Annotated in this window: 22 protein-coding genes; 11 read left to right on the top strand and 11 right to left on the bottom strand. The window is 63.0% G+C overall.

The window, feature by feature from the left end; translation table 11 throughout:
* Nucleotides 1-68: 68 nt before the first annotated feature.
* From NXT3_RS24015 to NXT3_RS24005, 3 genes are all read left to right on the top strand, one after another.
* Nucleotides 69-1,415, top strand: a complete 1,347-nt coding sequence (locus NXT3_RS24015; protein WP_104840731.1) for an SLC13 family permease — start codon at nt 69-71, stop codon at nt 1,413-1,415.
* 87 nt (nt 1,416-1,502) lie between these two features.
* Nucleotides 1,503-2,234, top strand: a complete 732-nt coding sequence (locus tag NXT3_RS24010; RefSeq protein ID WP_104840730.1) for a hypothetical protein — start codon at nt 1,503-1,505, stop codon at nt 2,232-2,234.
* Between the two features lie 11 nt (nt 2,235-2,245).
* Entirely contained in the window at nt 2,246-2,650 is a 405-nt protein-coding gene (locus tag NXT3_RS24005) for a GFA family protein (protein ID WP_104840729.1), read from the top strand.
* A 298-nt stretch (nt 2,651-2,948) separates the two neighbouring features.
* Here NXT3_RS24005 and NXT3_RS24000 read toward each other — a convergent pair whose 3' ends face one another.
* The 7 genes from NXT3_RS24000 to NXT3_RS23970 all read right to left on the bottom strand — a co-directional run bounded on the left by NXT3_RS24000 (nt 2,949) and on the right by NXT3_RS23970 (nt 12,472).
* The gene (locus NXT3_RS24000) at nt 2,949-3,134 is read right to left on the bottom strand and encodes a hypothetical protein (RefSeq protein ID WP_097527002.1); all 186 of its coding nucleotides are present in this window, start codon (nt 3,132-3,134) and stop codon (nt 2,949-2,951) included.
* Nucleotides 3,135-3,283: 149 nt separating this feature from the next.
* Complete coding sequence (locus tag NXT3_RS23995; RefSeq protein ID WP_104840728.1) at nt 3,284-4,657, bottom strand: alpha-glucosidase/alpha-galactosidase; 1,374 nt, start codon at nt 4,655-4,657, stop codon at nt 3,284-3,286.
* Between the two features lie 22 nt (nt 4,658-4,679).
* A complete protein-coding gene (locus NXT3_RS23990; protein ID WP_097527000.1) occupies nt 4,680-6,350 on the bottom strand; it encodes an ABC transporter ATP-binding protein in 1,671 nt (556 codons plus the stop codon).
* Nucleotides 6,351-6,361: 11 nt separating this feature from the next.
* Nucleotides 6,362-7,489 carry an ABC transporter permease gene (locus tag NXT3_RS23985; RefSeq protein ID WP_097526999.1) on the bottom strand — a complete coding sequence of 376 codons (1,128 nt, stop codon included), beginning with the start codon at nt 7,487-7,489 and terminating at the stop codon, nt 6,362-6,364.
* A complete protein-coding gene (locus NXT3_RS23980; protein WP_037421567.1) occupies nt 7,486-8,499 on the bottom strand; it encodes an ABC transporter permease in 1,014 nt (337 codons plus the stop codon). The genes NXT3_RS23985 and NXT3_RS23980 overlap by 4 nt, the downstream gene beginning before the upstream one ends.
* A 114-nt stretch (nt 8,500-8,613) precedes the next feature.
* A complete protein-coding gene (locus NXT3_RS23975) occupies nt 8,614-10,695 on the bottom strand; it encodes an ABC transporter substrate-binding protein (RefSeq protein WP_104840727.1) in 2,082 nt (693 codons plus the stop codon).
* 304 nt (nt 10,696-10,999) lie between these two features.
* A complete protein-coding gene (locus tag NXT3_RS23970; protein WP_104840726.1) occupies nt 11,000-12,472 on the bottom strand; it encodes an alpha-glucosidase/alpha-galactosidase in 1,473 nt (490 codons plus the stop codon).
* Between the two features lie 196 nt (nt 12,473-12,668).
* Here NXT3_RS23970 and NXT3_RS23965 point away from each other — a divergent pair, with 196 nt between their 5' ends.
* Nucleotides 12,669-13,604 carry an AraC family transcriptional regulator gene (locus NXT3_RS23965; protein WP_104840725.1) on the top strand — a complete coding sequence of 312 codons (936 nt, stop codon included), beginning with the start codon at nt 12,669-12,671 and terminating at the stop codon, nt 13,602-13,604.
* A 68-nt stretch (nt 13,605-13,672) separates the two neighbouring features.
* The gene (locus NXT3_RS23960) at nt 13,673-14,719 is read left to right on the top strand and encodes a LacI family DNA-binding transcriptional regulator (protein WP_097540326.1); all 1,047 of its coding nucleotides are present in this window, start codon (nt 13,673-13,675) and stop codon (nt 14,717-14,719) included.
* On the opposite strand, the gene NXT3_RS23955 is transcribed toward NXT3_RS23960, so the two are convergent.
* Both NXT3_RS23955 and NXT3_RS23950 read right to left on the bottom strand, forming a co-directional pair.
* Nucleotides 14,716-15,129: a type II toxin-antitoxin system VapC family toxin gene (locus tag NXT3_RS23955; protein WP_104840724.1), complete on the bottom strand. Its 414-nt coding sequence runs from the start codon at nt 15,127-15,129 to the stop codon at nt 14,716-14,718. The genes NXT3_RS23960 and NXT3_RS23955 overlap by 4 nt on opposite strands.
* Complete coding sequence (locus NXT3_RS23950; protein ID WP_097540324.1) at nt 15,126-15,374, bottom strand: plasmid stabilization protein; 249 nt, start codon at nt 15,372-15,374, stop codon at nt 15,126-15,128. Before NXT3_RS23950 ends, NXT3_RS23955 begins: the two co-directional genes overlap by 4 nt.
* Nucleotides 15,375-15,557: 183 nt before the next feature.
* Between NXT3_RS23950 and NXT3_RS23945 the strand changes: the two genes are divergently transcribed.
* The 6 genes from NXT3_RS23945 (at nt 15,558) to NXT3_RS23920 (ending at nt 23,402) form a co-directional block, all read left to right on the top strand.
* Nucleotides 15,558-16,832 carry an ABC transporter substrate-binding protein gene (locus NXT3_RS23945; RefSeq protein ID WP_104840723.1) on the top strand — a complete coding sequence of 425 codons (1,275 nt, stop codon included), beginning with the start codon at nt 15,558-15,560 and terminating at the stop codon, nt 16,830-16,832.
* A 197-nt stretch (nt 16,833-17,029) separates the two neighbouring features.
* Nucleotides 17,030-17,929: a carbohydrate ABC transporter permease gene (locus NXT3_RS23940; protein WP_037421549.1), complete on the top strand. Its 900-nt coding sequence runs from the start codon at nt 17,030-17,032 to the stop codon at nt 17,927-17,929.
* Nucleotides 17,926-18,747, top strand: a complete 822-nt coding sequence (locus tag NXT3_RS23935) for a carbohydrate ABC transporter permease (protein ID WP_037421546.1) — start codon at nt 17,926-17,928, stop codon at nt 18,745-18,747. Before NXT3_RS23940 ends, NXT3_RS23935 begins: the two co-directional genes overlap by 4 nt.
* An 8-nt stretch (nt 18,748-18,755) precedes the next feature.
* Nucleotides 18,756-21,020, top strand: coding sequence for a glycoside hydrolase family 2 protein (locus tag NXT3_RS23930; RefSeq protein WP_104841375.1), 2,265 nt, complete (start codon nt 18,756-18,758; stop codon nt 21,018-21,020).
* A complete protein-coding gene (locus NXT3_RS23925) occupies nt 21,017-22,090 on the top strand; it encodes an ABC transporter ATP-binding protein (RefSeq protein WP_104840722.1) in 1,074 nt (357 codons plus the stop codon). The genes NXT3_RS23930 and NXT3_RS23925 overlap by 4 nt, the downstream gene beginning before the upstream one ends.
* A gap of 724 nt (nt 22,091-22,814) precedes the next feature.
* Nucleotides 22,815-23,402 carry a cysteine hydrolase family protein gene (locus tag NXT3_RS23920; RefSeq protein WP_104840721.1) on the top strand — a complete coding sequence of 196 codons (588 nt, stop codon included), beginning with the start codon at nt 22,815-22,817 and terminating at the stop codon, nt 23,400-23,402.
* A 288-nt stretch (nt 23,403-23,690) separates the two neighbouring features.
* On the opposite strand, the gene NXT3_RS23910 is transcribed toward NXT3_RS23920, so the two are convergent.
* Nucleotides 23,691-24,458: a 3-hydroxyacyl-CoA dehydrogenase gene (locus NXT3_RS23910; protein WP_037421537.1), complete on the bottom strand. Its 768-nt coding sequence runs from the start codon at nt 24,456-24,458 to the stop codon at nt 23,691-23,693.
* A 149-nt stretch (nt 24,459-24,607) separates the two neighbouring features.
* Nucleotides 24,608-25,852 carry a Gfo/Idh/MocA family protein gene (locus NXT3_RS23905; RefSeq protein WP_097526989.1) on the bottom strand — a complete coding sequence of 415 codons (1,245 nt, stop codon included), beginning with the start codon at nt 25,850-25,852 and terminating at the stop codon, nt 24,608-24,610.
* Nucleotides 25,853-25,862: the final 10 nt, after the last annotated feature.

Below are 25,862 nucleotides of genomic sequence, written 5' to 3'. Positions count from 1 at the left end.
CGCACGGACATCATCTCAATCTCGAAAACGACAGCTACGGCGCTCAAGGCGCCGGAGGGAGGGGAACCATGGGCATCGAAATCTTATCCATTCTGCTATTGGTCGGCATGTTCGTCATCGCGACCATCCAGCCGATCAACATGGGCGCGCTGGCCTTCGGCTGCACCTTCTTGCTCGGATCGCTGATCATCGGCATGAAGGCCAATGACATCTTCGCCGGCTTCCCGAGCGACCTGTTCCTGACCCTGGTCGCCGTCACCTATCTCTTCGCCATCGCCCAGATCAACGGCACCATCGACTGGCTCGTCGAATGCGCCGTGCGGCTGGTGCGCGGGCATGTGGCCTGGATTCCCTGGGTAATGTTCCTGGTCGCCGCGGTGATCACCGGTTTCGGTGCGCTCGGACCGGCAGCCGTTGCCATCCTGGCGCCGGTCGCGCTGAGCTTCGCCGTGCAATACCGCATCCACCCGGCGATGATGGGGCTTATGGTCATCCATGGCGCGCAGGCCGGCGGCTTCTCGCCGATCAGCGTCTATGGCGGCATCACCAACCAAATCGTCGTCAAGGCCGGCCTACCCTTCGCGCCGACATCCCTGTTCCTCTCCAGCTTCTTCTTCAACCTGGCGATCGCCGTGCTGGTCTTCTTCGTCTTCGGCGGTGCGCGGGTGATGAAACAGAAAGCGGCGATGTCCGGTCCGTTGCCCGAACTCCACCCCGAAGGCGTGTCCGCGTCGATCCGGGGCCATGGCGGCACGCCGGCCAAGCCGATAAGGCAGCACATCTACGGCACCGAGGCCGACACCGCTGCGACGTTGCGCCAGACCCCGGAAATGATCGCTACGCTGATCGGCCTGACGGCGCTCGGCGTCGGCGCACTGGTCTTCAAGTTCAATGTCGGCCTGGTGGCGATCACCGTAGCCGTCGTGCTGGCGCTCATCTCGCCGAAGACCCAGAAGGCGGCGATCGACAAGGTGAGCTGGTCGACCGTGCTGCTGATCACCGGCATCATCACCTATGTCGGCGTCATGGAGAAGGCCGGGACGATCGACTATGTCGCCAGTGGCATTTCGAGCCTGGGAATGCCGCTCCTGGTGGCGCTGCTCCTCTGCTTTACCGGTGCGATCGTTTCGGCCTTCGCCTCCTCGACCGCATTGCTCGGCGCCATCATTCCGCTCGCCGTGCCGTTCCTGCTGCAGGGCCAGATCAGCGCCGTCGGCGTCGTCGCAGCGATCGCCATTTCGACGACGATCGTCGATACCAGCCCGTTTTCGACCAACGGCGCCCTCGTCGTCGCCAATGCGCCGGACGAGAAGCGCGAGCACGTGCTGCGGCAACTGCTCATCTACAGCGCGCTGATCGCCATCATCGGGCCGATCGTCGCCTGGCTGGTCTTCGTCGTGCCTGGCCTGGTCTGAGCGCCGGCGGCGGCATCTCCTTCCCGCAGTCATGCGGAACATTCGCTGTTGGCGCTGGTTTGCCTCCCTGCGACAGGAGGAGATCCCATGACCGACTTTGGCAGCGACGATCGATTGGTCCCTCACGACGGACCGCAGCAAACCAGCACGATTACGGCCTTCTTCGACAATCGGCGCGACGCGGAAGCGGCCGTGGAAAGGCTGCAGCAGGCGGAACTCGGCGCCCTCTCGATCCAGCTCGTCCTCGGCAGAGGCGAAGGAAGCGCCGATGTGGAACCGGCCGGCATCTGGTCGGCGCTCGAGAACTATCTCTTCCCCCAGGAGGACCGCGAGATCTATGCCGAGGGTCTCAGCCGCGGCGGCTATCTGGTGACGGTGAGCGGCATCGACGACCGGAGCTACGAAGCCGTCCGCGACATTCTCGACGACGAAGGCACGATCGATCTCGACGAGCGCGCCGACCTCTGGAGAAGCGAGGGCTGGAGCGGCTGGCAGCGCGATGTGCCGAGCACGCCGGCGACCGGCTACACGGAAGACACTTTCGACGCACCCCGGCCGGCGACGGCGAAAAGAGACCACGCCCGAAGCTCCGGGACCATTCGGACCTATCGGACGGAGAGCGCTTCCACATCGACGGTGAGCGATCACGACAGCCCGGCGGCCGCCATGCACGAACCAGGGCCGCGCTCGGCCGATGCCGGCTCCTGGTCTCAGCCCGAACGCGACACTCCCGGCAGCCTTCGCCAGGACCAGGACGGGCAGAGCCAAAGCCAGCAGCTCGGCTCCGGCTGGTCGCAAAGCCAGAAGAGCGGAAGCTGAGGGCTCGAACCATGCCGAAGGAAGAAATGCTGACTGGCGGCTGCCTCTGCGGCAAGCGGCGCTATGCCTTCAAGGGCCCGCCCTCGCATATCGGATATTGCCATTGCTCCATGTGCCGCCGGGCGACCGGCGGTCCATCCGCCGTGCTGGTACGAGCCCACGATGCTGAAGTCGAATGGAGCACCCCGCCGGCAGTCTACCGTTCATCGCCGATCGCAGTGAGAGGCTTCTGCCCGGATTGCGGCAGTCCCCTGTTCCTGAAATACGACGGCCGTGCGAGCGTCCATTTCACCCTCGGTTCCTTCGATCGCCCGGAGGAGCTTGCCCCGAGCGGGCACTACGGCATTGAGAGCCGGCTTGCCTGGGACGACAGCGGCCGCGGCTTGCCGGGCGAAGAAACCAAGCAGCGGTTTTAAGCGAGGCCTATCTGGTGAATCGTTTTGCTGCGATCAGGAGCCCCCCCCTCTGCCCTGCCGGGCATCTCCCCCACAAGGGTGGAGATCGGCAGGTGGCAATGTCCCGCCCCCTCACATATCCAACGCCTGGACTAACGCGTGCCTCGGTTCCGGCATGCAGAGGTTGAACGTGGGGCAGAGCGGCGTTTCCAGCCGATCTCCACCCTTGTTGGGAGATGCCCGGCAGGGCAGAGGGGGTATCACACCCGTTCTCCCGAGTTTCGACGCTCCAATCTGAGCGGATTGCTCTCTACCGAGGTCAGGTCTTGGCGCTCGAATTCGGATTGTGCTTGTCCTTTTCGGTGACGGGACCTTTCGAGGCCTTGGAGCCGCCACCCCACTCCTGCGTCTTGCGGGCCTGATCCCCGCCCGTCTTGCCAGGCTGGCTTTTCTTGGCGGTGCCGCTTTCTCCCTTGTTCTTCGGGCGATCCGGTTTCTTTTCCATTCGGGGCTCCATCCATTGTCTCTGGTATTCGCCCCGAACCGTCGAGCGGCCGATCGGTTCCGGCGTTGCCGGACTTGCCACACGCGAAGAAAAGCCCCGGAACGCCGGGCGTTCCGGGGCCATCTGGTCGCCTGACCGGGAGAAAGAAATCAGGCGGCCGCTACTTTTTTCGGAATGCGCGCCCATTCCGGGATCCAGTCGCGATGGGCGACGAGCAGATCGTCGACGAGTGACCAGATCTGGTCGAGGTCGAGCTCGGCCGCCGTATGCGGATCCATCATCGCCGCATGGTAGAGATGTTCACGGTTCTCGGTGATGAGCGCCTGGACAGTCAGCTCCTGGACGTTGATGTTGGTGCGGATCAACGCGGTGAGCTGCGGCGCCAGCGCGCCGATATAGGTCGGCTGGATGCCGGAGGCGTCCACCAGGCACGGCACCTCCGCGGCGCAGTTCTCCGGCAGCGAGGTGATGCAGCCGTTGTTCCTGAGGTTGCCGTAGATCACCGAAGGCTCGCCGGTCCAGACCGAGTTCATTATCGACGAGGCGTATTCGTGGCTTTCGGCCACCTCGATCGTCTCGGCCTCCTTGAAGGCGGCAGCCTGGCCTTTCCAGCGCTCGATCTGCTCGATGCAGCGCTTCGGATATTCGTCGAGCGGAATGCCGAATTTCTCAATGAGGTCGGGGCGGCCGTCCTTGATGAAATAGGGCGTGTATTCGGCGAAGTGCTCCGAGCTCTCGGTGACGAAATAGCCGAGCCGGGTCAGCATCTCGTAGCGCACCTTGTTGGGGCAGCGCGGGTTCCAATGGCTGGGTTTCGGGAAACGGCCTTCGCGATAGCCGCGGATCAGCTCCGGATAGAGGTCGCGATAGCTGCCGTCCTTCTGGCGATGCTCGAACTTGAGATAAAACGCCATGTGGTTGATGCCGGCGGCACGATAGCGGATTTCGTCCAGCGGAATGTCCAGGTCGCGGGCAAGCTCGAACGCCGTTCCCTGCACTGAATGGCAGAGGCCGACCTGCTTGATCGTCGGGTATTTTTCGGCGATCGCCCAGGTGTTGATCGCCATCGGGTTGACATATTGCAAGAGGATCGCCTCCGGGCAGACGGCAAGCATGTCCTCGCAGATCTTCCACAGATGCGGCACGGTTCGAAGCCCGCGCATGATGCCGCCGACGCCGAGCGTGTCGGCGATCGTCTGGCGCAGCCCGTATTTCTTCGGCACCTCGAAATCGGTGACCGTGCAGGGCTCGTAGCCGCCGATCTGGAAGGCGACGACGACGAAATCGGCCCCTTCGAGCGCCTTCAGCTGGTTGGAATAGGTTTCGATCTTCGCCTTGACGCCGAGGGTGCGCACCAGCTTGCCGGCCACGATCTCGCTTTCGGCAAGGCGTTCCGGATTCAAATCCATCAGCCCGATGGTCGCGGCAGAAAGCGCCGGCCGCTGCAATACGTCGCCGATGATGTTCTTCATGAAGACGGTCGAGCCGGCGCCGATGAAGGTGATCTTGGGTTGTCTGGTCATGGAAAGCCTCTGTTCTTGAAAGTCACGCGGCCACTTCGAAGGCGGCTCTGACGAGCCGCTCCGTATAGGCAGTCTTGGGATTGGAAAGAATTTCGTTCACCGGCCCCTCCTCGACGATCTTGCCGTGCTGCATGACCACCACCCGGTGGCAGAGCGCGCGCACGACCTTCAGGTCGTGGGAGATGAAGAGATAGCTCAAGCCCCGCTCGTCCTGCAGCTTGCGCAGGAGCTCGATGATCTGGGCCTGCACCGAGAGGTCGAGAGCAGAAGTCGGTTCGTCAAGCAGGATGAATTCCGGCTCGAGCGCGATCGCCCGGGCAATCGCGATGCGCTGGCGCTGGCCGCCGGAAAATTCGTGCGGGAAGCGCGACAGGATGTTGGGGGGCATGCCGGCGCTGACGAGCGCGTCCTGGACACGCGCAAGCCTATCCCTGCGATTCTCGCCGAGGCCGTTGACGATGAGTCCTTCCTCGATGATCTGGCCGATCGACATGCGCGGATTGAGCGAGGCGAAGGGGTCCTGGAAGACGATCTGGATGCGCGAACGCAGCGGCCGCATGCCCTTGCGGTTCTTGCCGTGGATCGGCTGACCGTCGAAATAGATCTCGCCGCCGTCGGTGTTGATCAGCCGGATCAGCGCCTGGCCAAAGGTCGTCTTGCCGGAGCCCGACTCCCCGACGAGGCCGAGCGTCTCGTGCCGTCGCAAATTGAGGCTGAGGCTGTCGACCGCGACCAGCTCCTTCAGCTCCGGCTTGAAGAAGCCGCCCTTCTTCAGCATGAAGGAGACTCGAACGTTCCGCCCGTCGAGCATGATCGGCGCATTGTCCGGCAGCGGCTTGGCCGATCCCGTCGGCTCCGAGGCAAGCAGCCGCCGCGTATAGGCATGCTGCGGGTTGGCGAAGAGCGCCTCCGTGGTGTTGTGCTCCTTCACCTCGCCGAGCTGCATCACATAGACATAGTCGGAGAATTGCCTGACCACCGTCAGATCGTGGGTGATGAGGATCACCGCCATGCCGAGTTCCTGCTGCAGCTTGCGGATCAGGTTGAGGATCTGCGCCTGCACGGTAACGTCGAGCGCCGTCGTCGGCTCGTCGGCGATCAAGACATCCGGATCGTTGGCAAGCGCCATGGCGATCATCACGCGCTGGCGCTGGCCGCCGGAAAGCTGGTGCGGATACTGGTTGAGCCGCGCCTCCGGGTCGGGGATCTGCACGTGGCGCAGCAGTTCGAGCGCCCGCTCGGCGGCGGCGCGGCGGCTCATGCGGCGATGCGCCCGGATCGCTTCGATGATCTGGCTGCCGATCGTATAGACCGGGTTTAGCGAGCTCATCGGCTCCTGGAAGATCATCGAGATGCGGTCGCCGCGCAGCGCCCGGCGCTGCCGCTTCGAGAATTTCAGCACGTCCTTGCCGTCATAGTCGATGCGCGAATGCGAGGCGATCGTGGCGCGCTTGGAAAGAAGCCCCATGATGGTGCGCGCCGTCACCGACTTGCCCGAACCGGATTCCCCGACGATCGCCACCGTCTCGCCTCGATAGAGCTGGAAGGAGACGTCCTTCACCGCCTCGACCGTGCCGTTCTCGACCTTGAAGGTGACGGCCACCTTGCGGGCATCGATGACCGGCCGCGCGTCCTTGGTATGGCGGTCGCGCCGTTCTTCCGGTGCCGGCACAATGGTTTCGACTGTTGCCATCGGCGTGCTCCTCAATAGGGGTCGATTGCGTCGCGCAGGCCGTCGCCGAGCGCATTAAAGGCGAAGACGGTGACGAGCACGAAGGCGACGGGCGAGAGGATCCACGGATAGGAGCCGATCGCCGAGTAGTTCGCCGTGTCCTGCAGCATCAGCCCCCAGGAAATGAGCGGCGGCTTGACCGCAAAGCCGAGGAAGCCGAGAAAGGACTCGAGCAGCACCACCTGCGGAATGGCGAGCGTCACGGCGACGATCACATGGCTCATCACGTTCGGGAAAATGTGCTGGAAGATGATCCGCCGGTCGGTTGCGCCGATGGCGATCGCCGCCCGCACATAGTCGATCCGTGCCAGAGCCAGCGTCTTGCCGCGCACCTCGCGCGACATCTGCGCCCAGCCGAGCGCCGACATGACGATAATGACGAAGGCGAGGAAGACATTGGTCGGTGCCGTCACCGGGATCAGCGAGGCGAGCGCCAGATAGAGCGGCAGTTGCGGGAAGGCTAGCACCAGCTCGACGAAGCGCTGCACCCAGGCATCGAAACGCCCGCCGAAATAGCCCGACACCATGCCGACCGTGGTGCCGACCACGGTGACGATCGAGACCACCGTCAGCGCGATGATCAGCGAAATGCGCGAGCCGTAGAGGATGCGCGACAGCACGTCGCGGCCGAACTTGTCGGTGCCAAGCAGATGCACCGGCGTGCCGTCGACGGCGCCGAAGAGATGGCGCTCGGCCGGAATCAGCCCGAAGAGCCTGTAGGGGGCGCCCTTCACAAAGAAGCCGAGGAGCTGCGGATTGTCGTAGTCGGGACCGATCATCGGCTGAAAGGTGATCGGGTCGAGCTCTTCCCCCTCCCGAAGTGGATAGCTCCTCGGCGGGAAAACGAAGTTGCCGTCCTTGTCGCGGAAGCTGATCGCCTGCGGCGGCGCGAAGGCGACCCCGGTCGCCTTCGGATCGACCGGCGACAGGAAATCGGCAAAGATCGCCATGAGGACCAGCAGGCTGACGAGGATCAGGCCGAGCAGGCCGGTCCAGGAGCGCTTCAGCCGCCGCCAGACGAGGGCGGTATAGCTCTCGTGGTGATGCTTTTCCTCCGGGTGCATGGCGACCGGTACGGTGCTGTGGGCTTCGATGGTCATGCGTAGGCCCCTCCTCCCATGCGCACGCGCGGATCGAGCGCGGCGAGCAGCATGTCGGCGATGATGTTGCCGACGATCAGCGTTGCCGAGAGCACCAGCATGAAGGTCGCGGTAACATAGACGTCGCCCACCCACATGGAGCCGACGATCGCCGGCCCGACGGTCGGCAGCGCGAAGATGATCGCCGTCTCGATCTCGCCGGTCAGCATGTAGGGAAGCACGACGCCCTGATACATGATGAGCGGATGCAGCGCGTTCGGAACGGCGTGCCGCATGACGACGGCGCCTTCGCTCAGGCCTTTCGCGCGGGCCGTCTCGACATATTGCGCGTTCAGCGTGTCGAGCAGGTTGCCGCGCATGACGCGCATGTTGTAGGCGAGCCCGCCGAAGGTGGCGATCGCCACGACCGGCCAGACATGCTTCACCAGGTCGACGAACTTGTCCCAGGACCAGGGCGCGCCGCCATAGCGGGCCGAATGGAAGCTGTTGATCTCGCTCACATTGAAATGGAAGACGAGGATATAGACGATGATCAGCGCCATTAGGAAGCGCGGCACCGTCATGCCGAGGAAGGAGACGGTCGAAAGCAGGCTGTCGACCCATGAATATTGCCTCGTCGCGGCGAGAATGCCGAAGCCGATGCCGATCACCGACGCAAGAATGTGGCAGACGAGCGCCAGCGCTAGCGTGCGCGGCAGGCGCTCGCCGACGACGTCGGCAACCGGCTTGTTGTAGTAGAGGCTGTGGCCGAAATCGCCGCGCGTCACGATACCGGTCACCCAGTTGACGTATTGGAGCGGCAGCGGCTTATCGAGGCCGTGCTCCTTGCGATAGGCCTGCGCCTGGGCGTCGGCTTCTTCGAAGGAGGCGCCGCCCTGGTTGATCAGCTGCGAGCGGATATAGTCGCTATAGTCGCCGGGTGGCGCCTGGATGATGGCGAAGGTCACCACGCTCAGGACGAACAGCACCGGAATGGCAGAGGCGACGCGGACCAGCAGAAATCTGAACATGGCCGTTTCCTTCTGTCGGTTTTCCATTGGCGGTGCCGGCACGGCCGGCCACGCCAGGGAGTGAAGGGCTATCCTCCCGGCCCATAAGGTCAGGGCCGGGAGAGACGATCACGTTCAGTTGCTCGGGCCGCTTTCGCCGGGCTTGCCGGGAAGCTGCTCGGCATAGAGCTCGTAGTCGCCCTGCTTGTCGGCCGGTACGAAGACCCGCTCGCGGATGATCGTGTCCTCGGCCCAGTTGAACATGAAGATCGGCGCGCCAGGAGGAATGTTCGAGAACCGCTTGTTGATGATCAGCGCCCCCGGATATTCGGTGAGCCCGACGGTATCGACATTCTCCGTCGAGACCTTCTGGAACTGCTTCATCAGATCGGCGCGCGCCTCGTTGTCGTTGCTCGCGATGAACTTGTTGACGATGTCGACGAGTTCCTGCTCGTAGGGCATCAGGTCGACCTTGCCGCTTTCCGGCGCGCGGTGGTGCCAGCTGGTGCGCGGGCCGGTCGGAGCGAGCTGCGTCGTGTTCTGCACGACGGAGGTCAGCTCCTGGTCGTTGCGGCGGATCAGCCAGTCGAATTTGCCCGCATACTGTGTCGCGTCACGCTTGGTGCCGTCGACCGAGTTCAGGACCACCTTGAGCCCGAGCTGCTCCATCTGGCCGATCAGGCCTTCCGCAAGGTTGCGGTCGGTGCCGTAGTCGGAGTTGACGAGCATCACGATCTGCACGTCGGCGCCGCCGGCGGTGCCTTCAGGGAAGTTGACGAAGCCGTTACCGTCCGTGTCCTTGAGACCGACCTTTTCGAGGAGCGCCTTGGCGCCTTCGAGGTCGAAAGGATAGTAAATGGTCGAGTTCCGGTCATAGAAGCTCGTGCCGGAGGAAAGCCCGCCCGGATAGATCGCCGTGAAGGGGCCCTTCACCAGCGCTTCGCCGAGCTTCTTGCGATCAACCGCCATGGTGACGGCCTTGCGGAAATCCAGGTTACGGTTGAGTTCGCGGACCGCCTGGGCACGTTCGTCCGGTTCTCCCCAGCCATTGGCCGAGTAGTTCATGCGCAGATTGTAGCCGATGACACGGGGGCCGAAGGCGAGCCGAGCCGGTGCCTTTTCATCTGCGGCGCGCTTCAGCGATTCGACGAAGTTTTCCGGCTGCTCTAGGTTGGAGAAATCGCCGGATCCAGCGATCGCCTGCACGTCGCGGTCGGCCCAGGTCGACAGCTTGTAGTGCACTTCGTTGAGATAGGGTAGCTGGTTGCCGGCCTCGTCGACCTTCCAATAGTAGGGATTTCGGCGCAGCACGATGATGTCGTCCGGCCGGTAGGCGACCGGGACCCAGGCGCCCATCACCGGAATGTTCATATATTCCGGCGGGAAGCCGTTCTTGTACTGGTCGTAGGTCGTGCCGGCATATTTCGGATGCTTCGTCTTCAGGATATGCGACGGGCCGGGGCAGAAGGTGCCATAGGCCATGGCGTAGAGATGCTGGCGCGGGAAGGCATCCTTGAAGGTCCATTCGACCGTGTACTGGTCGATTTTCTTGAGCGTCGTTCCTTCGCCGAAGGTCTCGGGCGTCGCGCCGTTCAGCGGCGATACATTCGGATCGACGACATTGTCATCCCAGTAGAACATCACGTCGTCGGCGTCAAAGGGATCGCCGTCCGACCATTTCGCACCTTCGATCAGGTGCATGGTAAGCTTGTGGCCATCCTCAGACCACTCCCAGCTTCTGGCGAGGTTCGGCAGCGGCTCGACGTCGCTGGCTTCCACCTGGTAAAGCGGCGCGGTGCGCGTCAGGCATTCCGACATGCCGATGTCGATGCCGCCCCAGCCCTGGGTCTGGCCGGCGCTGTAGTTCCAGCCCTCGGGACGGCCGCCGATGACGTGGCGCATGACGTCGCCATAGACGCCCGTGCCGTCCGGCATGTTGCCGGCCTTGAAGACCATCGGCTCCTTCGGCAGGCGCTCGGCGACGGGCGGCAGCTTGCCGGTCTTGACGAATTTCTCGGTTACCCATTCCGGCTCTTTGTATTCGGGCAAAGCCTTGAACTCGAGAATGGAGTCGCGCGCCACATAGGTAATCTTGCCCTGCGCCGGCACGGGCGGCTGCTCGGGCACCACGGTCGGTTCGGATGCGATGGCCTGCACGGCGAAGGCGGATATGCCGATCAACAGGCTTGCCGTTGTTGTCAGTCGATGCGTTTTCATTGCCTCAGGTTCTCCCTCCTGTGTTCGCCACGCCGGGACGGGTGGCGCTCCTCCTTGGCCACGTGCACCGCGTCTCCTCACGCGGATGTGCTCGGGGCGTTATTTCAATAGGGCCGCTGGTTACCGGTTTCGGTCCGGGATCGCCCCTCATCCGGCCTGCCGGCCACCTTCTCCCCGCAGGCGGGGCGAAGGAGAGTCGCGGCGCCGGATCAGGTCCCCCTCTCCTCGCCTAGGAGAGGGTTAGGGTGAGGGGCGTCCACAAGCCAGAGATGGCCGCTGTCACCATCATTCAAGTCTCCGACGCCTACCCGGCGGCGCGCAGCTTCGCGGCTTCCTTCTCGGCGCGGATTTCCTCGATGGAGCGCACCTCGCGCCGGGCGGCACCCGTCCACTCGCGGGTCTTCACCGTCGACCGGGCAAGCCGATCCTTTGCCGCCTCGACGGCATGGGCGTATTGAGGCAGCCACTCAGCCTGGGCGACGACCATTTCGTCGACCATCTGCCAGACCTCCTCCGGCGTGCAGATCGCGCCGACCAGCGGGTCGTGCAGCACCGCCAGCTTCAGAAGATCGATGTCGCCGGTGATCGCCGCATGGACGGACATGCGCTGGACATTGATCGACGAGATGCAGGTGGCGGCACAGGCCTCGGGCAGCGTGATGCCGGACACCATGTTAATGCCGAAACGATCGACGAAGCCAGGAGATTCGATGATCGCATCGGCAGGCAGATTGGTAATCACGCCGTTGTTCTTGACGTTGAAATGGCCGCGATAGACACGACCCGTCTCGAGCGCTTCCAGGATATGGCTTGCATGTTCGTTCGAGCGCTTGACCGTATCGAGCGGCTTGCCTGCCTCCTCGAGGAAGCGGGGATATTCGGTCTCGAACCAGTTGCGGGTCTCGGTCGAATAGCGAAGATAGCCGCCGGTCTCGCCGTGGATCCAGTCCGACATGTCGATCCATCTGGTGATCTCGTCCGGACGCTTGCGGTACCAGGGCAGGTATTCGGAGAGATGGCCGTTGCTTTCCGTCGAATAGACGCCGAAGCGCTTCAACACGTCGATCCTGAGCTTTTCCTGCTTGGAGAAGACCGGATGCGCCTCGAAGGCGGCGACGAGCTCGTCCTTGCCGATCTTGCGGCCGTTCAAACGAACGTCGATGAACCAGGTCTGGTGATTGATGCCGGAGCAGACATAGTCGAGTTCGCCCTCCTTGGCGCCGAGGATTTCGGTAATCTGCTCGGCGCCGTGCTGGACGCCGTGGCAGAGGCCGACGGTATCGACCTTGCCGTATTCGATCGCCGCCCAGGTGTTCATCGCCATCGGGTTGGCATAGTTCAGAAACTTGGCGCCCGGCTCGGCCACCTCGCGGATGTCCTTGCAGAAGTCGAGGATCACCGGAATGTTGCGCTGGCCGTAGAGGATGCCGCCGGCACAGATCGTGTCGCCGACGCATTGGTCGACGCCGTATTTCAGAGGAATGCGGATATCGTCCGCATAGGCCTCGAGCCCGCCGACCCGGACGCAGCTGATGATGTAGCGGGCGCCTTCCAGCGCCTTGCGACGATCGGTGGTTGCGGTGACCCTCGTCGGCAGTCGGTTCGCTTCGACGATCCGGTCGAGGATCGTCTTGATCATGCCGAGGTTGTGCTCGCTCAGATCCGTCAAGGCGAACTCGACGTCGCGGAGCTCCGGCACGGACAGGATGTCGGTGAAAAGCTTCTTGGTGAAACCGACGCTGCCGGCTCCGATAATGGCGATCTTGAAGCTGCCCATTTTCGTTTATGCCTCCTCGCAATGGCGATCTTCGCGCAATAAGGGTAAAATCAATTCATCGAATTGATTCAACCGCGATCAGCGGGCCGTCCTCACCGAAAACCCTTCTTCGAACGCCGGTTGCCCTGGCGTCTTGCGCGATCTGTGGCCATTATGTGTATAATCCGAAGCGCGACTAGAGAGGGATTGTGCTTTCATGGGTAATTCTGTGCTGCAGCAGTTGATCGTCCGGGGGCCGGTGATGCGGACCGTTTCGCTGCCGCGGGGAAGGCAGAGCCTGCACACCATGCCGACGAGCACCGGCTACGAGACCAGGACCGACGGCAGCTACGACTGGGATGGCCGAAAGCGTGGCCAGACGCCGTTCACGGTGCTGCAGCACACGATCGGCGGCGCCGGAAACTTGCGCTACGAAAACCGCACCTATCGCGTGCGGGAGGGCGAAACGCTGCTCCTGCTGGTGCCGCACAATCACCGCTACTGGCTGGAGGACGGGGGGCGTTGGGAATTCTTCTGGATCTCGATGAACGGCGAGGAGGCATTGCGCATCCATCGTTCCATCCTAACGGTCACCGGGCCGGTCCTGAAGCTGCAGCCGGAGACCATCGAGCACCTCGCCGACTGCAGCCTGCGCCTGATCACCGGCGGCGAGACACCCGGCCGCGCCTCGGCGATCGCCTATGAGGCGGCAATGGCGCTCTATGACGACGTGTTCGGCTCGCATCCGGTCTTCAGCGAGGAATACCGGACGATGCATCACGTCATCGATCACATCATGGCGAACCTCGAAAAGCCGCTGCCAGTAGAGGAACTCGCCCGCGTCTCCGGCTTGAGCCGCGCCCATTTCTCGCGCGTCTTCGCGGCAAGCGAAGGCATGCCGCCCGCCGAATTCGTGCTGCAGAAGCGGCTGCAAAGGGCAGTGAAGCTGCTGACCAAGACCGCCGACCTGCCGGTCAAGGAGGTGGCCATCCTCTCCGGCTTCGACGACCCCAATTACTTCGCCAAGGTCTTCCGGCGCGTCTTCGGCGCGAGCCCGACCGAGTTCCGCACCACCGGCATGTATGCGAGCGTGCCCGCCAAAACCCAGAAGACAAGTGGGCAGGTGACGACGCTCGCTGCTGCTTGCGATTGAAATCTCCGCGATAAAATTTTACTAAACAAGATGTGCAAAGACGCGGCTGACTGGCGGGACGTAATAGAATGGTGACAATCAAGGAAATCGCGGCGGCCGTTGGCGTGTCGTCGGCGACCGTGTCGCGGGTCCTGAACTACGATCCGACCTTGTCGATCTCCACCCGGAAACGACAGGCGATCATCGAAACCGCCGAAGCGCTGAACTATGCGACGCCGCGCAACCGCAGCCGGGCAGCCGCTCAAGGCTTCGGCGTCGGGTTGAAGATTGCGCTCGTGCATTTCCTCGAACCGGCCCAGGAACTGGCCGACCCCTATTATGTCGGCGTGCGGCTCGGCATCGAGAGCCGCTGCCAGGCCCTTAAAAGCGAGATCGTCAAGATCGTCCACACGGGAAGCCCTCCGGAAGCGGCGATCCTTGAGGCGGCCTCCGGCGTTGTTGCCGTCGGCCACTACTATGGCGAGGCGCTCGAATGGCTGCGCCGCCACAGCCGCCATCTCGTCTTTGCCGACTACGCGCCGGCGGGCGACACCGACGACAGCGTCCTGAGCGACGTCGCGATGTCCATGACCCGGCTGCTCGGCGCGGTGCACGCCATGGGCTATCGCCGGATCGGTTTCATCGGCTGGATCGACGCGTTTCACGAGCCTGAGAACATTTATTCTGAGCGTCGCTGCCGCACCTATATCGAGTGGATGACCAAAGCCGGGCTCTACGATCCGGATCTGTGCCTCGTCGAACGGATGACACCCGACAGCGGCTATGGGCTCGCCAGGGCGATGCTATCGAACCCCAACCCGCCGAAGGTGCTGATCACCTGCAACGACAACATGGCGCTCGGCGCCTACCGAGCCATTCACGAGATGGGCCTGAGAATCCCCGAGGATGTGGCGGTCGCGAGTTTCAACGATATTCCGGTGGCGCAGTTCCTCGGGCCGCCGCTGACCACCGTCAAGATTCCGGCCGAACTGATCGGCGAAACCGCCGTCGACCTGCTCCTCGAGCGGCTGTCCGGACGTGAGGTCGCCAAGAAGGTGGTCCTCGGCACCGAGATCGTCTGGCGCGGCAGCACGCCGGCGCCGGTCGAGGCCCGGATGGCGGTCGGCGCGCTCTAAAAGTCCCAGGGGGAAATCAGATCCAGTCCGGTCGTCGCAAAATTCGCGAGATTGCGCGTCACCAAGCGGCCGCCATTCACCCTGGCGATAGCGGCGATCAACCCGTCAGGCGCGGACATAACGCGACCTTGCCTCGACGCCGTACCCATGATCTCGCCGTAGGCCATTGCCGCCTCCTCCGTCAGGCCGAATATCCGGTCGGCGAAGCGCTGCCGCCAGTCGGCGAGGCCTTGCTGCAGGCGCTCAGCGCGTTGATCCGGCATTATCTTTTGAATGCCGCAGGCGATTTCGGCGATCGTCACGGTCGGGAGAGCCAACTCCGCATCGTAGCGGACGAGCCAGGCGATCACCGCCTCGGAGGGGGTTTTGCGCAGCGTTTCCGAGATGACGTTTGTGTCTACGAGGATCAAAGCTCGAGACCCGTGTGAGGCTTGCGCCCGTCCTTGATCACGGCCTCGAGGTCGAGGTCTCTACCGTAGTTCTTGGACAAGCGCGCATAGAAGGCACCTGCAGGCTCTCGGCCCGCCTCTCTGATTTCATATAATTCGAGAGCACGCTCGACAATGTCGGCGATCGAGCGGTTTTCTCGGCGTGCGAGGCGGTGCGCCAGATCACGCGCCTTTGCACTGCGTACCGAAAGCTGCGGAGCGGCCATCGCACCTCCCATCAAGATGGCAGGTGCTGCCTTGGTGTCTTAGACAAGCACCTCTTAGGCACTTCAAATCTTCGAAGTAAATATTTACTGAAAATCTTGCATCGCTCTCGATTTTAGGAAATACTCCGCCTCCGGAGACAGGGAGGAACTGTCTCGGGGAACGAACCTTGAGGGAGGAAATTCATGGATATTTTCGCGCGCGGCCATCTGTCGCGGATCGCCGCTCTTGCGCTCGCAAGCGCCAGCTTGCTCGCGGTCACCGCCGCCGAGGCGAAGGAAATCACCATCTGGTGCTGGGATCCGAACTTCAACGTCGCGATCATGAAGGAAGCCGGCGCTCGCTATACCAAGACGCATCCGGACGTCACCTTCAACGTCGTCGATTTCGCCAAGACCGACGTCGAGCAGAAGCTACAGACCGGCCTTGCCTCCGGCACCGCCGCCGCCTTGCCAGACATTGTGCTGATCGAGGACTACGGCGCGCAGAAATACCTGCAATCCTTCCCCGGCGCCTTTGCGGCCCTCTCCGGCACCGTCGACTATTCCGGTTTCGCTCCCTACAAGGTGGAGGCGATGACCGTCGACGGCCAGGTCTACGGCATGCCCTTCGATTCGGGCGTCACCGGCCTCTATTACCGCAAGGACTATCTCGAGCAGGCCGGTTTCAAGCCGGAAGATATGCAGAACATCACCTGGGATCGGTTCATCGAGATCGGCAAGGAAATCGAGGCGAAGACCGGCAAGAAGATGATGGGTCTCGACCCGAACGATGCCGGTCTCGTCCGGATCATCACGCAATCGGCCGGCCAATGGTATTTCGACAAGGAAGGCAAGCCGAACATCACCGGCAACGCGGCGCTTAAGGCGGCGCTCGAGACGGTCGGCAAGATCATGTCGGCCAATATCTACAAGCCGGCGAACGGCTGGTCCGACTGGGTCGGCACCTTCACCTCGGGCGACGTCGCCACCGTCGTCACCGGGGTGTGGATCACCGGCACTGTCAAGGCGCAGCCGGACCAGGCTGGCAAATGGGGCGTCGCTCCGATCCCGGCCCTGTCGATCGAGGGCGCGACGCATGCCTCGAACCTCGGCGGATCGAGCTGGTACGTGCTCGAAAGCTCCGCGGAAAAGGCCGAGGCGATCGATTTCCTCAACGAAATCTACGGCAAGGACATCGATTTCTACCAGAAGATCCTCCAGGACCGCGGCGCCGTCGGCTCGCTGCTCGCAGCCCGTAGCGGCCCGGCCTACGAGGCGGCCGATCCCTTCTTCGGCGGCGAGAAGGTCTGGCAGAACTTTTCCGATTGGCTCGCCAAGGTGCCGTCGGTGAACTACGGCGTCTTCACCAACGAGGCGGATCTCGCCGTCACGGCGCAGCTGCCGGCGCTGACCCAGGGCATGCCGGTAGACGAAGCACTGAAGGCGATCGACGCCGAAGTCGCCGGGCACATCCAGTAGCCGGGAAAGCGAGCAGGGGGCATACAGCGCCGTGCGTCTTATCAGACGCACAAAGGACGCTGTAGCTCTTTGAATTGCTTCATGTTTTATCCTTACATCGGCACGATTGAAGGAAACATGCAGGGCCTGCCGCTCTACAGTAGGCCGTGGCGGCTTAAGCCACGGCCAGTGATTCCCTGTTAATCATGAGGTTGACGATGGCTCTCGCCCGCCGCGGCGGCATCGGCCGATATTACGACGTCAATGGCTGGCTCTTCGTCGCGCCGGCGCTCGGGCTGATCGGCCTGTTCATGGTCTATCCGATCTTCTGGTCGCTCTGGATGTCCTTCCAGGCCGGCCGCGGCATGATGATGAAGTTCGCAGGCTTCGCCAACATCATCCGTCTGTGGAACGATCCGGTCTTCATCAAGGCGCTGACCAACACGATGACCTATTTCATCGTGCAGGTGCCGATCATGATCATGCTCGCTCTGATCCTGGCGTCGATCCTCAACAATCCGCGGCTCGTCGGCCGGGCGTTCTTCCGCACCGCCATTTTCCTGCCCTGCGTCACCTCGCTGGTCGCTTATGCGGTGCTCTTCAAGGGCATGTTCGCGCTCGACGGCATCGTCAATTCGACGCTTCAGGCGCTTGGAATCATCGCCTCGCCCATTCCGTGGCAGACGCATCCCTTCTGGGCGAAGGCGCTCGTCATCATTGCCATCACCTGGCGCTGGACCGGCTACAACATGATCTTCTATCTCGCGGCGCTGCAGAACATCGACAGGTCGATCTACGAGGTCGCCCGCATCGACGGCGTTCCGGCCTGGGCGCGTTTCACCCACATCACCATCCCGCTCTTGAAGCCGGTCATCCTGTTCACCACGGTGATCTCGACGATCGGCACGCTGCAGCTCTTCGACGAGGTCTATAACCTCACCGAAGGCAAGGGCGGCCCGTCGAATGCGACGCTTACCCTGTCGCTCTACATCTACAACCTGACCTTCCGCTTCATGCCGAATTTCGGCTATGCGGCGACGGTTTCCTACGTCATCGTCGTTTTCGTCGCCATCCTCGCCTTCCTGCAGTTCTTCCTGGCAAGGGAGCGCGACAAATGAGAGCGAGTCCCGCCAACATCGCCTCGGCCGTCCTGACCTATGGCTTCGTCGGGCTGATGGCCTTCCTTTCCGTCTTTCCCTTCATCTGGATGGCGCTCGGCGCCACCAATTCCTCGATCGACATCATCAAGGGCAAGCTCGCGCCGGGTGAGGCGCTGGCGACCAACATCGCCAACTTCTTCACCCTGGTGAACGTGCCGCTGGTCTTCTGGAATTCGGCGAAGGTGACCATCTTCGCGACCGTGCTCACGCTGGCCGTCTCGTCGCTTGCCGGCTACGGCTTCGAGATCTTCCGCTCGCGTCACCGCGAGCGCCTCTATCGGGCCATGCTGCTGACGCTGATGATCCCGTTTGCGGCGCTGATGATCCCGCTCTTCATCATGATGGGCAAGATGGGCCTCATCAACACCCACATCGCCGTCGTGCTGCCGACGATCGGCTCGGCCTTCATCGTCTTCTATTTCCGTCAGAGCACCAAGGCCTTCCCCTCGGAGCTGCGCGACGCGGCGAAAGTCGACGGCCTGAAGGAATGGCAGATCTTCTTCTATATCTATGTGCCGGTGATGCGCTCGACCTATGCGGCCGCCTTCATCATCGTCTTCATGACCGCCTGGAACAACTATCTCTGGCCGCTGATCGTCCTGCAGTCGAACGAGACGAAGACAATCACGCTGGTGATCTCGTCGCTCGCCTCCGCCTATTACCCCGACTACGGCGTAGTCATGGTCGGCACGATTCTTGCGACGCTACCCACCCTCGCCGTCTTCTTCTTCATGCAACGCCAGTTCGTCCAGGGCATGCTGGGCTCAATCAAATAGGAATCATGATGCGCTCCGTCACCTCATTCAACGATTTATGGGTCTTTTTCGAAGGCTTCAATGCCGCCGATGCCGGCAAGCTCAAGGCGGGCGAGCCCGTCAGCCTGCCGCACAACGCCGTCGAGCTGCCGTTCAACTATTTCGACGAGACCTGCTATCAGCGCGCCTTCACCTATCAGAAGATGCTTGCCTGGAGCCCGGAATTCCAAGGCCGCGAGGTTTCGATCGTCTTCGACGCGGCGATGGCCGATGCGGTCGTCTATCTGAACGGCGAGGAGATCATCGCCCACAAGGACGGCTATACGCCCTTCGAAGCGCGGCTGACCGGCAGGCTCCGCAAGGGCGACAACCTGATCACCGTCAAGATCGACGGCAGCGAGAACCCGGAAATCCCGCCCTTCGGCGGGCGGATCGATTATCTCACCTATGCCGGCATCTATCGCGACACATGGCTGAAGCTCACCGACCCGGTCGCGATCGGCAATATCAAGATCGAAACCGGCGACGTGCTCTCCGACGCGAAGTCCGTCACCATCCGCTGCGATCTCGCCAATCCGCAAGGCCTCGCCTTCGCCGGTACCGTGACGGCGCTCCTGAGGGATGCCAATGGCGAGCTTCTGGCCGAAGCCATCGGCGAGACCCGGGGCGAGAGCGTCACGCTGGAAATGACCGGACTCAAGGGCCTGTCGCTCTGGGACATCGACCATCCGGTGCTCTACCAGGCTGAAGTGCAGCTCAGGACCGATCACGGCCGCGACCTCGTCGCCTCGCATTTCGGCTTCCGCACCGCCGAGTTCACGGTCGAGGGCTTCCGGCTGAACGGCCGGCCGCTGAAGATCCGCGGCCTCAACCGCCACCAGGCCTTCCCCTATGTCGGCTATGCCATGGGGCGCACGGCGCAGGAACGCGACGCGGAACTCCTTAAGCACAAGCTTCACTGCAATCTCGTCCGCACCTCGCATTATCCGCAGTCGAAATGGTTCCTCGACCATTGCGACCGCATCGGCCTGCTCGTCTTCGAGGAAATTCCCGGCTGGCAGCATATCGGCGGCGAGGAATGGAAACAGGAGTCGATCCGGAACGTTCGCCGTATGATCGAGCGCGACTGGAACCACCCGTCGATCGTCATCTGGGGTGTCAGGATCAACGAGTCGCAGGATTCGCATGATTTTTACGTCGAGACGAACCGCCTCGCCCGCGAGCTCGACCCGACCCGGCAAACCGGCGGCGTGCGCTACATCACCGACAGCGAGTTTTTGGAAGACGTATACACGATGAACGACTTCATCCTCGGCAACGAGGAACTGCCCGGCTCGAACCGGCCGCGCACACCGCTGCGCCCGCAGCAGGAATGCACCGGGCTTTCGCGCAAGGTGCCTTATCTCATCACCGAGTTCGGCGGCCACATGTACCCGACGAAGATCTACGACCAGGAGCAGCGGCAGGCCGAGCATGTCCGCCGACATCTCGAGGTGCTGAACGCGGCGCACGGCGATCCGAGCATTTCCGGCGCGATCGGCTGGTGCATGTTCGACTACAACACCCACAAGGATTTCGGCTCCGGCGACCGGATCTGCTATCACGGCGTCATGGACATGTTCCGCGAGCCGAAATTCGCCGCTTACGTTTACGCGAGCCAGTGCGACCCTTCGGAAGAAGTGGTGATGAAGCCGGTCACCTTTTGGGCCCGCGGCGAGCGCAATATCGGAGGCGTGCTGCCCTTGATCGTGCTCACCAACTGCGACGAGATCGAACTGAAGTATGGCTCGCTTACCAAGCGCGTCGGCCCAGACCGCGAGACCTTCCCGCATTTGCCGCATGCGCCCGTGGTCATCGACCATCGCCACTTCACCAAGGACGAGCTCGGCGTCTGGGGCATGAAGTGGGAAAGCGCCGAGTTCACCGGCTTTATCGGCGGCAAGGCTGTTGCCCATCTGCAAATGGTCGCCGATCCGCTGCCGACGACGCTGGCAATCGAGGCCGACAGCAAAACGATCCGGGCCGAGGGGCGCGACAGCGTGCGCGTCATCGTCCGCGCCCTCGACCAGGTCGGCAACATCCTCCCCTTCCTCAATGACGCGATCGACATCGAGGTCAAGGGGCCGGCGCGGCTTCTCGGGCCGGGCAAAGTGATCTTCCAGGGCGGCTCGACCGGCTTCTGGCTGGAATCGACGGGAGCTGCCGGCGACATATCGGTAAGCGTGAGCTCTTCGCGCCTCGGTACCGCCAAGCTGGAGCTCGCCGCCACGCCCGAAGGAGCGCAGCGCGCATGAGTGAACTTCAACTCAGCAACGTCCGCAAGTCCTATGGCGGCCTGGAAGTCATCAAGGGCGTCGATCTCGACATCAAGTCCGGCGAGTTCGTCGTCTTCGTCGGCCCGTCCGGCTGCGGCAAGTCGACCCTGCTCCGGATGATCGCCGGTCTCGAGGAAATCACCTCCGGCGACCTGACGATCGACGACATGCTGATGAACGATGTCGATCCGTCTAAGCGCGGCATTGCCATGGTGTTCCAGTCCTATGCGCTCTATCCGCATATGACCGTCCGCGAGAACATGGGCTTTGCCCTGCGCTTCGCCGGCGTCTCCAAGGTCGAGCTCGAAAAGCGGGTGATGGAGGCGGCAAACATCCTCGAGCTCGGGCCGCTGCTCGAGCGCAAGCCGAAGCAGCTTTCCGGCGGCCAGCGCCAGCGCGTGGCGATCGGCCGGGCGATCGTCCGCCACCCGAAGATCTTCCTGTTCGACGAACCGCTGTCGAATCTCGACGCGGAGCTGCGCGTCCACATGCGCATCGAGATCGCGCGGCTGCACAAGCAGCTCGCCGCCACGATCATCTATGTGACGCATGACCAGGTCGAGGCGATGACGCTCGCCGACAAGATCGTCGTCATGCGCGCCGGCGTCGTCGAGCAGGTCGGCTCGCCGCTCGACCTCTACGACGATCCCGCCAACCTCTTCGTCGCCGGCTTCATCGGCTCGCCGAAGATGAATTTCCTGAAGGGGGTGATCGAGACTGACGATGGCGAAATCTATGCGCGGCTGCCGGATTATGCCGACACGAAAGTTCCGGTCGCTCTCACGCGCGTGGCGCCCGGAACGCCCGTGACGGTCGGCATCCGTCCCGAACACTTCAAGGAGCAGGGCTCGGCAAGCCTCGACCTGGCGATCGACATGCTGGAGCATCTCGGCGGCGAGACCTTTGCCTATGCCCGCCACGGCAATGGCGAGCTCGTGGTGATCGAAACAAAGAACGGCCGCGGCCTCAAATCCGGAGACCGCATCGCCGCCCGCTTCGATCCGGCCTGCGCCCTGGTGTTCGACGAAAATGGCAAGCGGTTGAGATAGTGGTTTTGGGGGAGCGCTACTCCTCTCCGCTCGCCGACGCCGGCCCGGCGCCTTGCCCGACATCCGCAAATGGGTACCCGGCCGGGGGGTCGGTTACCTTAATTACCTTGCGCTACTGCTCCTCCATGCGAGTCACCAACGGGGATCAGAATGGTAGAGGCAGTTTCGGCGGGGACGACAAGCGCGATCTCGACGTCCAGCACAAGCAGCACCGTCTTGGAGCTCAAGGCCCAACTGGCGGCCAAGCAGGACGAGTTCGCGCGCGAAAACCGACGATGAGAAGTCGAAGATCAATTCCGAGCTTGCCAAGCTGAAAGCTGCGCTCGCGAAGGCCGAAGCCAAAGACGACGGCAGAGGCGGCACGGACAGCACCCCCGCGACCAATGCAGGCGAATGTGTCGGTGACGGCGGCAGATCGCGCCGCACCGGAAAGCGAGCTCACCAGCGCCGCGAGTATGTGTTGATGGGGCTCGCCCAGGGCGTGACCGCCGATGAGGGCGAGAACAGCGAGAATGGTCAGCCCTCACGGTCGGCGCTTTCGCGGAGACCGAAAACGACGACGGCAAATAGCGCAGTCAAGCTTCGATGACGAAGCTGCTGTATCGGCGCCATCAGCCGACCGCCAAGCAACGGATCTCCAAACTCTTGTGGAACTGCACTTCACTCTTCGAGTTCTTAAGCACATCGCTCGGTGCCTGCCGTCAGAAGGAGCGCGGAGAACGACATGAACCAGGAGAAATGGGTCCACCTGTGCATAGACGTGCAGCGGATGTTCGCCGAGAACACCCCTTGGCACGTGGCGTGGATGCCCAAGGTGTTCGACCAGGTCGTCGAGGTTGCCGCTCGTTTTCCGGAGCGCACGATTTTCACGCGGTTCGTGCCGCCACCCGCCCCGGAGCAGATGCCCGGCATGTGGCGGGCCTATTACGAAAAATGGCCGATGATGACGACCACCCAACTGGACCCAGAACTCGTGGATCTGGTTCCGGACCTGAAGAGATTGGTCCCGCCCGGACGCATCTTCGACAAGGCCACCTATTCCCCCTGGACAAGCGGCCGGCTGCATCGCGCCCTCACTGATCAGGACATCGGGACGCTGGTCGTGACGGGAGGAGAGACGGACATCTGCGTCCTCGCCGCGACCCTCGGAGCCGTCGATCTCGGCTACAAGGTCGTTCTGCTGAAGGACGCGGTGTGCAGTACCACCGATGAAACGCACGATGCATCGCTCGAACTTCTGGGCAACCGCTTCTCGGTTCAAGTGAAGGTCGTGAACACCGAAGAATGGTTGTCGTCGGGCGGCGAAGTCTAGCTATCGGACTATGCCAAGTCGGGGGCGAAACGAGGAGGCTGCACCTCCGTTCCTTCTGCAGCATCTTCCGACTAAACTGCAGTCATTGATGATAGGAGCGATCCGTGGCCAGCATGACGATACGCAATCTCGATGACGCGTTGATGCAAGGTTTAAGCTTCGCGCGGCGGCACATGGGCGGTCCATGGAGGATGAGGCTTGCGACATCCTCGCGCTACGCTGTCGACCGTTGAAGAGCGTCCGCGGAGCCGATCTGGCGACCCGTAACCTCGGCGACTTCACCGTGACCTACCGCGCCCCCATCCTCAGCGCCCCGTCGAGGCGGATGACCTCGCCGTTCAGCATGTCGTTCTCGCAGATATGCCGCACCAGTGACGCATATTCGCCCGGCCGGCCGAGGCGCGGCGGGAAGGGCACGCTCTTGCCGAGCGAGTCCTGCACCTCCTGCGGCATGCCGGCCATCATTGGCGTTTCGAAGATCCCGGGCGCGATCGAGACGACGCGGATGCCGGAACGGGCGAGTTCCCGGGCGATCGGCAGCGTCATCGCCACGACGCCGCCCTTCGATGCCGCGTAAGCCGCCTGGCCGATCTGCCCGTCGAAAGCGGCAACCGAAGCGGTATTGACGATCACGCCGCGGCCGCCTTCGAGATCCGGCTCTTCCCTCGCGATCGCCGCGGCGGCAAGCCGGATCATGTTGAACGTGCCGATGAGATTGATGCTTATCGCGCGGGCGAAACTGTCGAGCCGGTGCGGCCCGTCGCGGCCGAGCACCTTTTCACCGGGCGCGATGCCGGCGCAGTTGATGAGCCCGTGCACATGCCCGAAGCCGTCGAGCGCCGCCTGCACCGCGGCGGCGCCGTCCGTCTCGCTCGTCACGTCGGTGCGCACGAAGCAGGCGCGGTCACCAAGTTCCGCGGCGATCGCGGCGCCTGCCTCCTCATTGACGTCGGCAATAACCACCTGAGCGCCTTCGGCAACGAACATCCGCGCCACCGCCGCCCCAAGTCCGGAGCCGCCGCCGGTGACCAGGAAAACCTTGTCGAGGATCAGCATGGCCGCGCTCCGCCCCCTCGGTTAGCCGAGTTTGTCTGCATCCTCTTATCCTCCCGTCGCTTTGGCTGGTCATTCTCCGCCGGCCGAATCCTCTGCAGGGACTATAGCCAGACGCACCAGCGCAGGCGACCCCGAATGGGAGGATGCCTTTATGCCCCCGTGCGCGCCACCAGCGGCACGTAATTCTCAAGCTCCGGCGCCGGGAAATGCAGGGTCGCGCCGATTTCGGCCGAGCGGTAGAGCCCCATCAGGATCTCGACGACTGCAAGGCCGTCCTCGAAGGTTTCAAGCGGCTGGACGCCCTTGCGGAAACACTCGACCATGTGCCGGTTCTCGTCCGTATAGCCATAGACGCCGGCTTCATCCTCGAGCACCGGCATCAGCCCCTGTTCGGCGTTCTGCTTCTCGACAAGGTCCTCGCCCTCGGAGCCTTGGACCGCCCGCGACAGGAAGATCTTCAGCCCCGTGCCGAGCGAATTGTATTCCAGCGCATATTCGGGGCCAAGCAGCTCAAGCTGGATGCGTAATCCGGCGCCGACGTAGGCCCAGGAGGTTGTCGCCTCGATCATCAGCTCATTGCCCGCCTCGTCCTCGAGCCTCACGGTCGCCCGGGCGAAGTCCTCCGAGGGGCGGTTGCGGTAATCGACCTCGCTCCCGTATCGCTGCCGCAGCTGATCGGCATAGTTCGGTCGGGTCCATTTCAGGTTCGCGACGGTTCCGTTGACCGACTTCACTGTGAGGGAATTGCGCGGCGCGCCCGGCGCCGTCAGCAGATGGCGCGCCACCTCGACACTGTGGCACATCATGTCGGACAGCACGCCGCCGCCCTGCTTGTCGCCCTGCCAGAACCATGGCTCGTGCGGGCCCGAATGCTCTTCGGCGGCGCGCGCCAAATAGGGTCGGCCCGTTGTCGAAGCGGCGCGGCGCCAGATGATCTCCTTGCCGCGCAGCACCGGGGTGCAGAACACCTGGTTTTCGAGATAGCCGTGGTTAAGGCCGGCGTCCTCGGCGAGACGCAGCATCTCGCGGGCCTCGGCGACGGTGCGCGCCAGCGGCTTCTCGCAGGCGACCGCGAAGACGCGGCTGCGGCCCGCCTTAATCTCCGCGTGAAGCGCCCGCATCACCTCGAGCCGCGTATAGTTGGGCGAGAGGATCCAAATTGCATCGACATCCTCGGCCGAGAGGAGATGGTCGAGGCTCCCATGGGTGCGGCAGCTGCCGAGCTCCAGCGCCCTGACCTCCTCGGCGAAGCGCTCGCGGTTTTCGGCCTTGCGGCTGTAGACGCCGGTCACCTCCACATGGCGCACGCCGAGGAGCGATTGCAGATGGAAGCGGGCAATGAAGCCGGTTCCGACAAAGCCGACGCGCAGGGTCTCTTTCGGTAGTGTGGTCATTCTTCCCTCC

The organism is Sinorhizobium fredii (assembly GCF_002944405.1).
GTDB lineage: Bacteria > Pseudomonadota > Alphaproteobacteria > Rhizobiales > Rhizobiaceae > Sinorhizobium > Sinorhizobium fredii_C.
The sequence above is the reverse complement of the archived record's forward strand: the minus strand, read 5'-3'. Positions and strand labels throughout refer to the sequence as shown.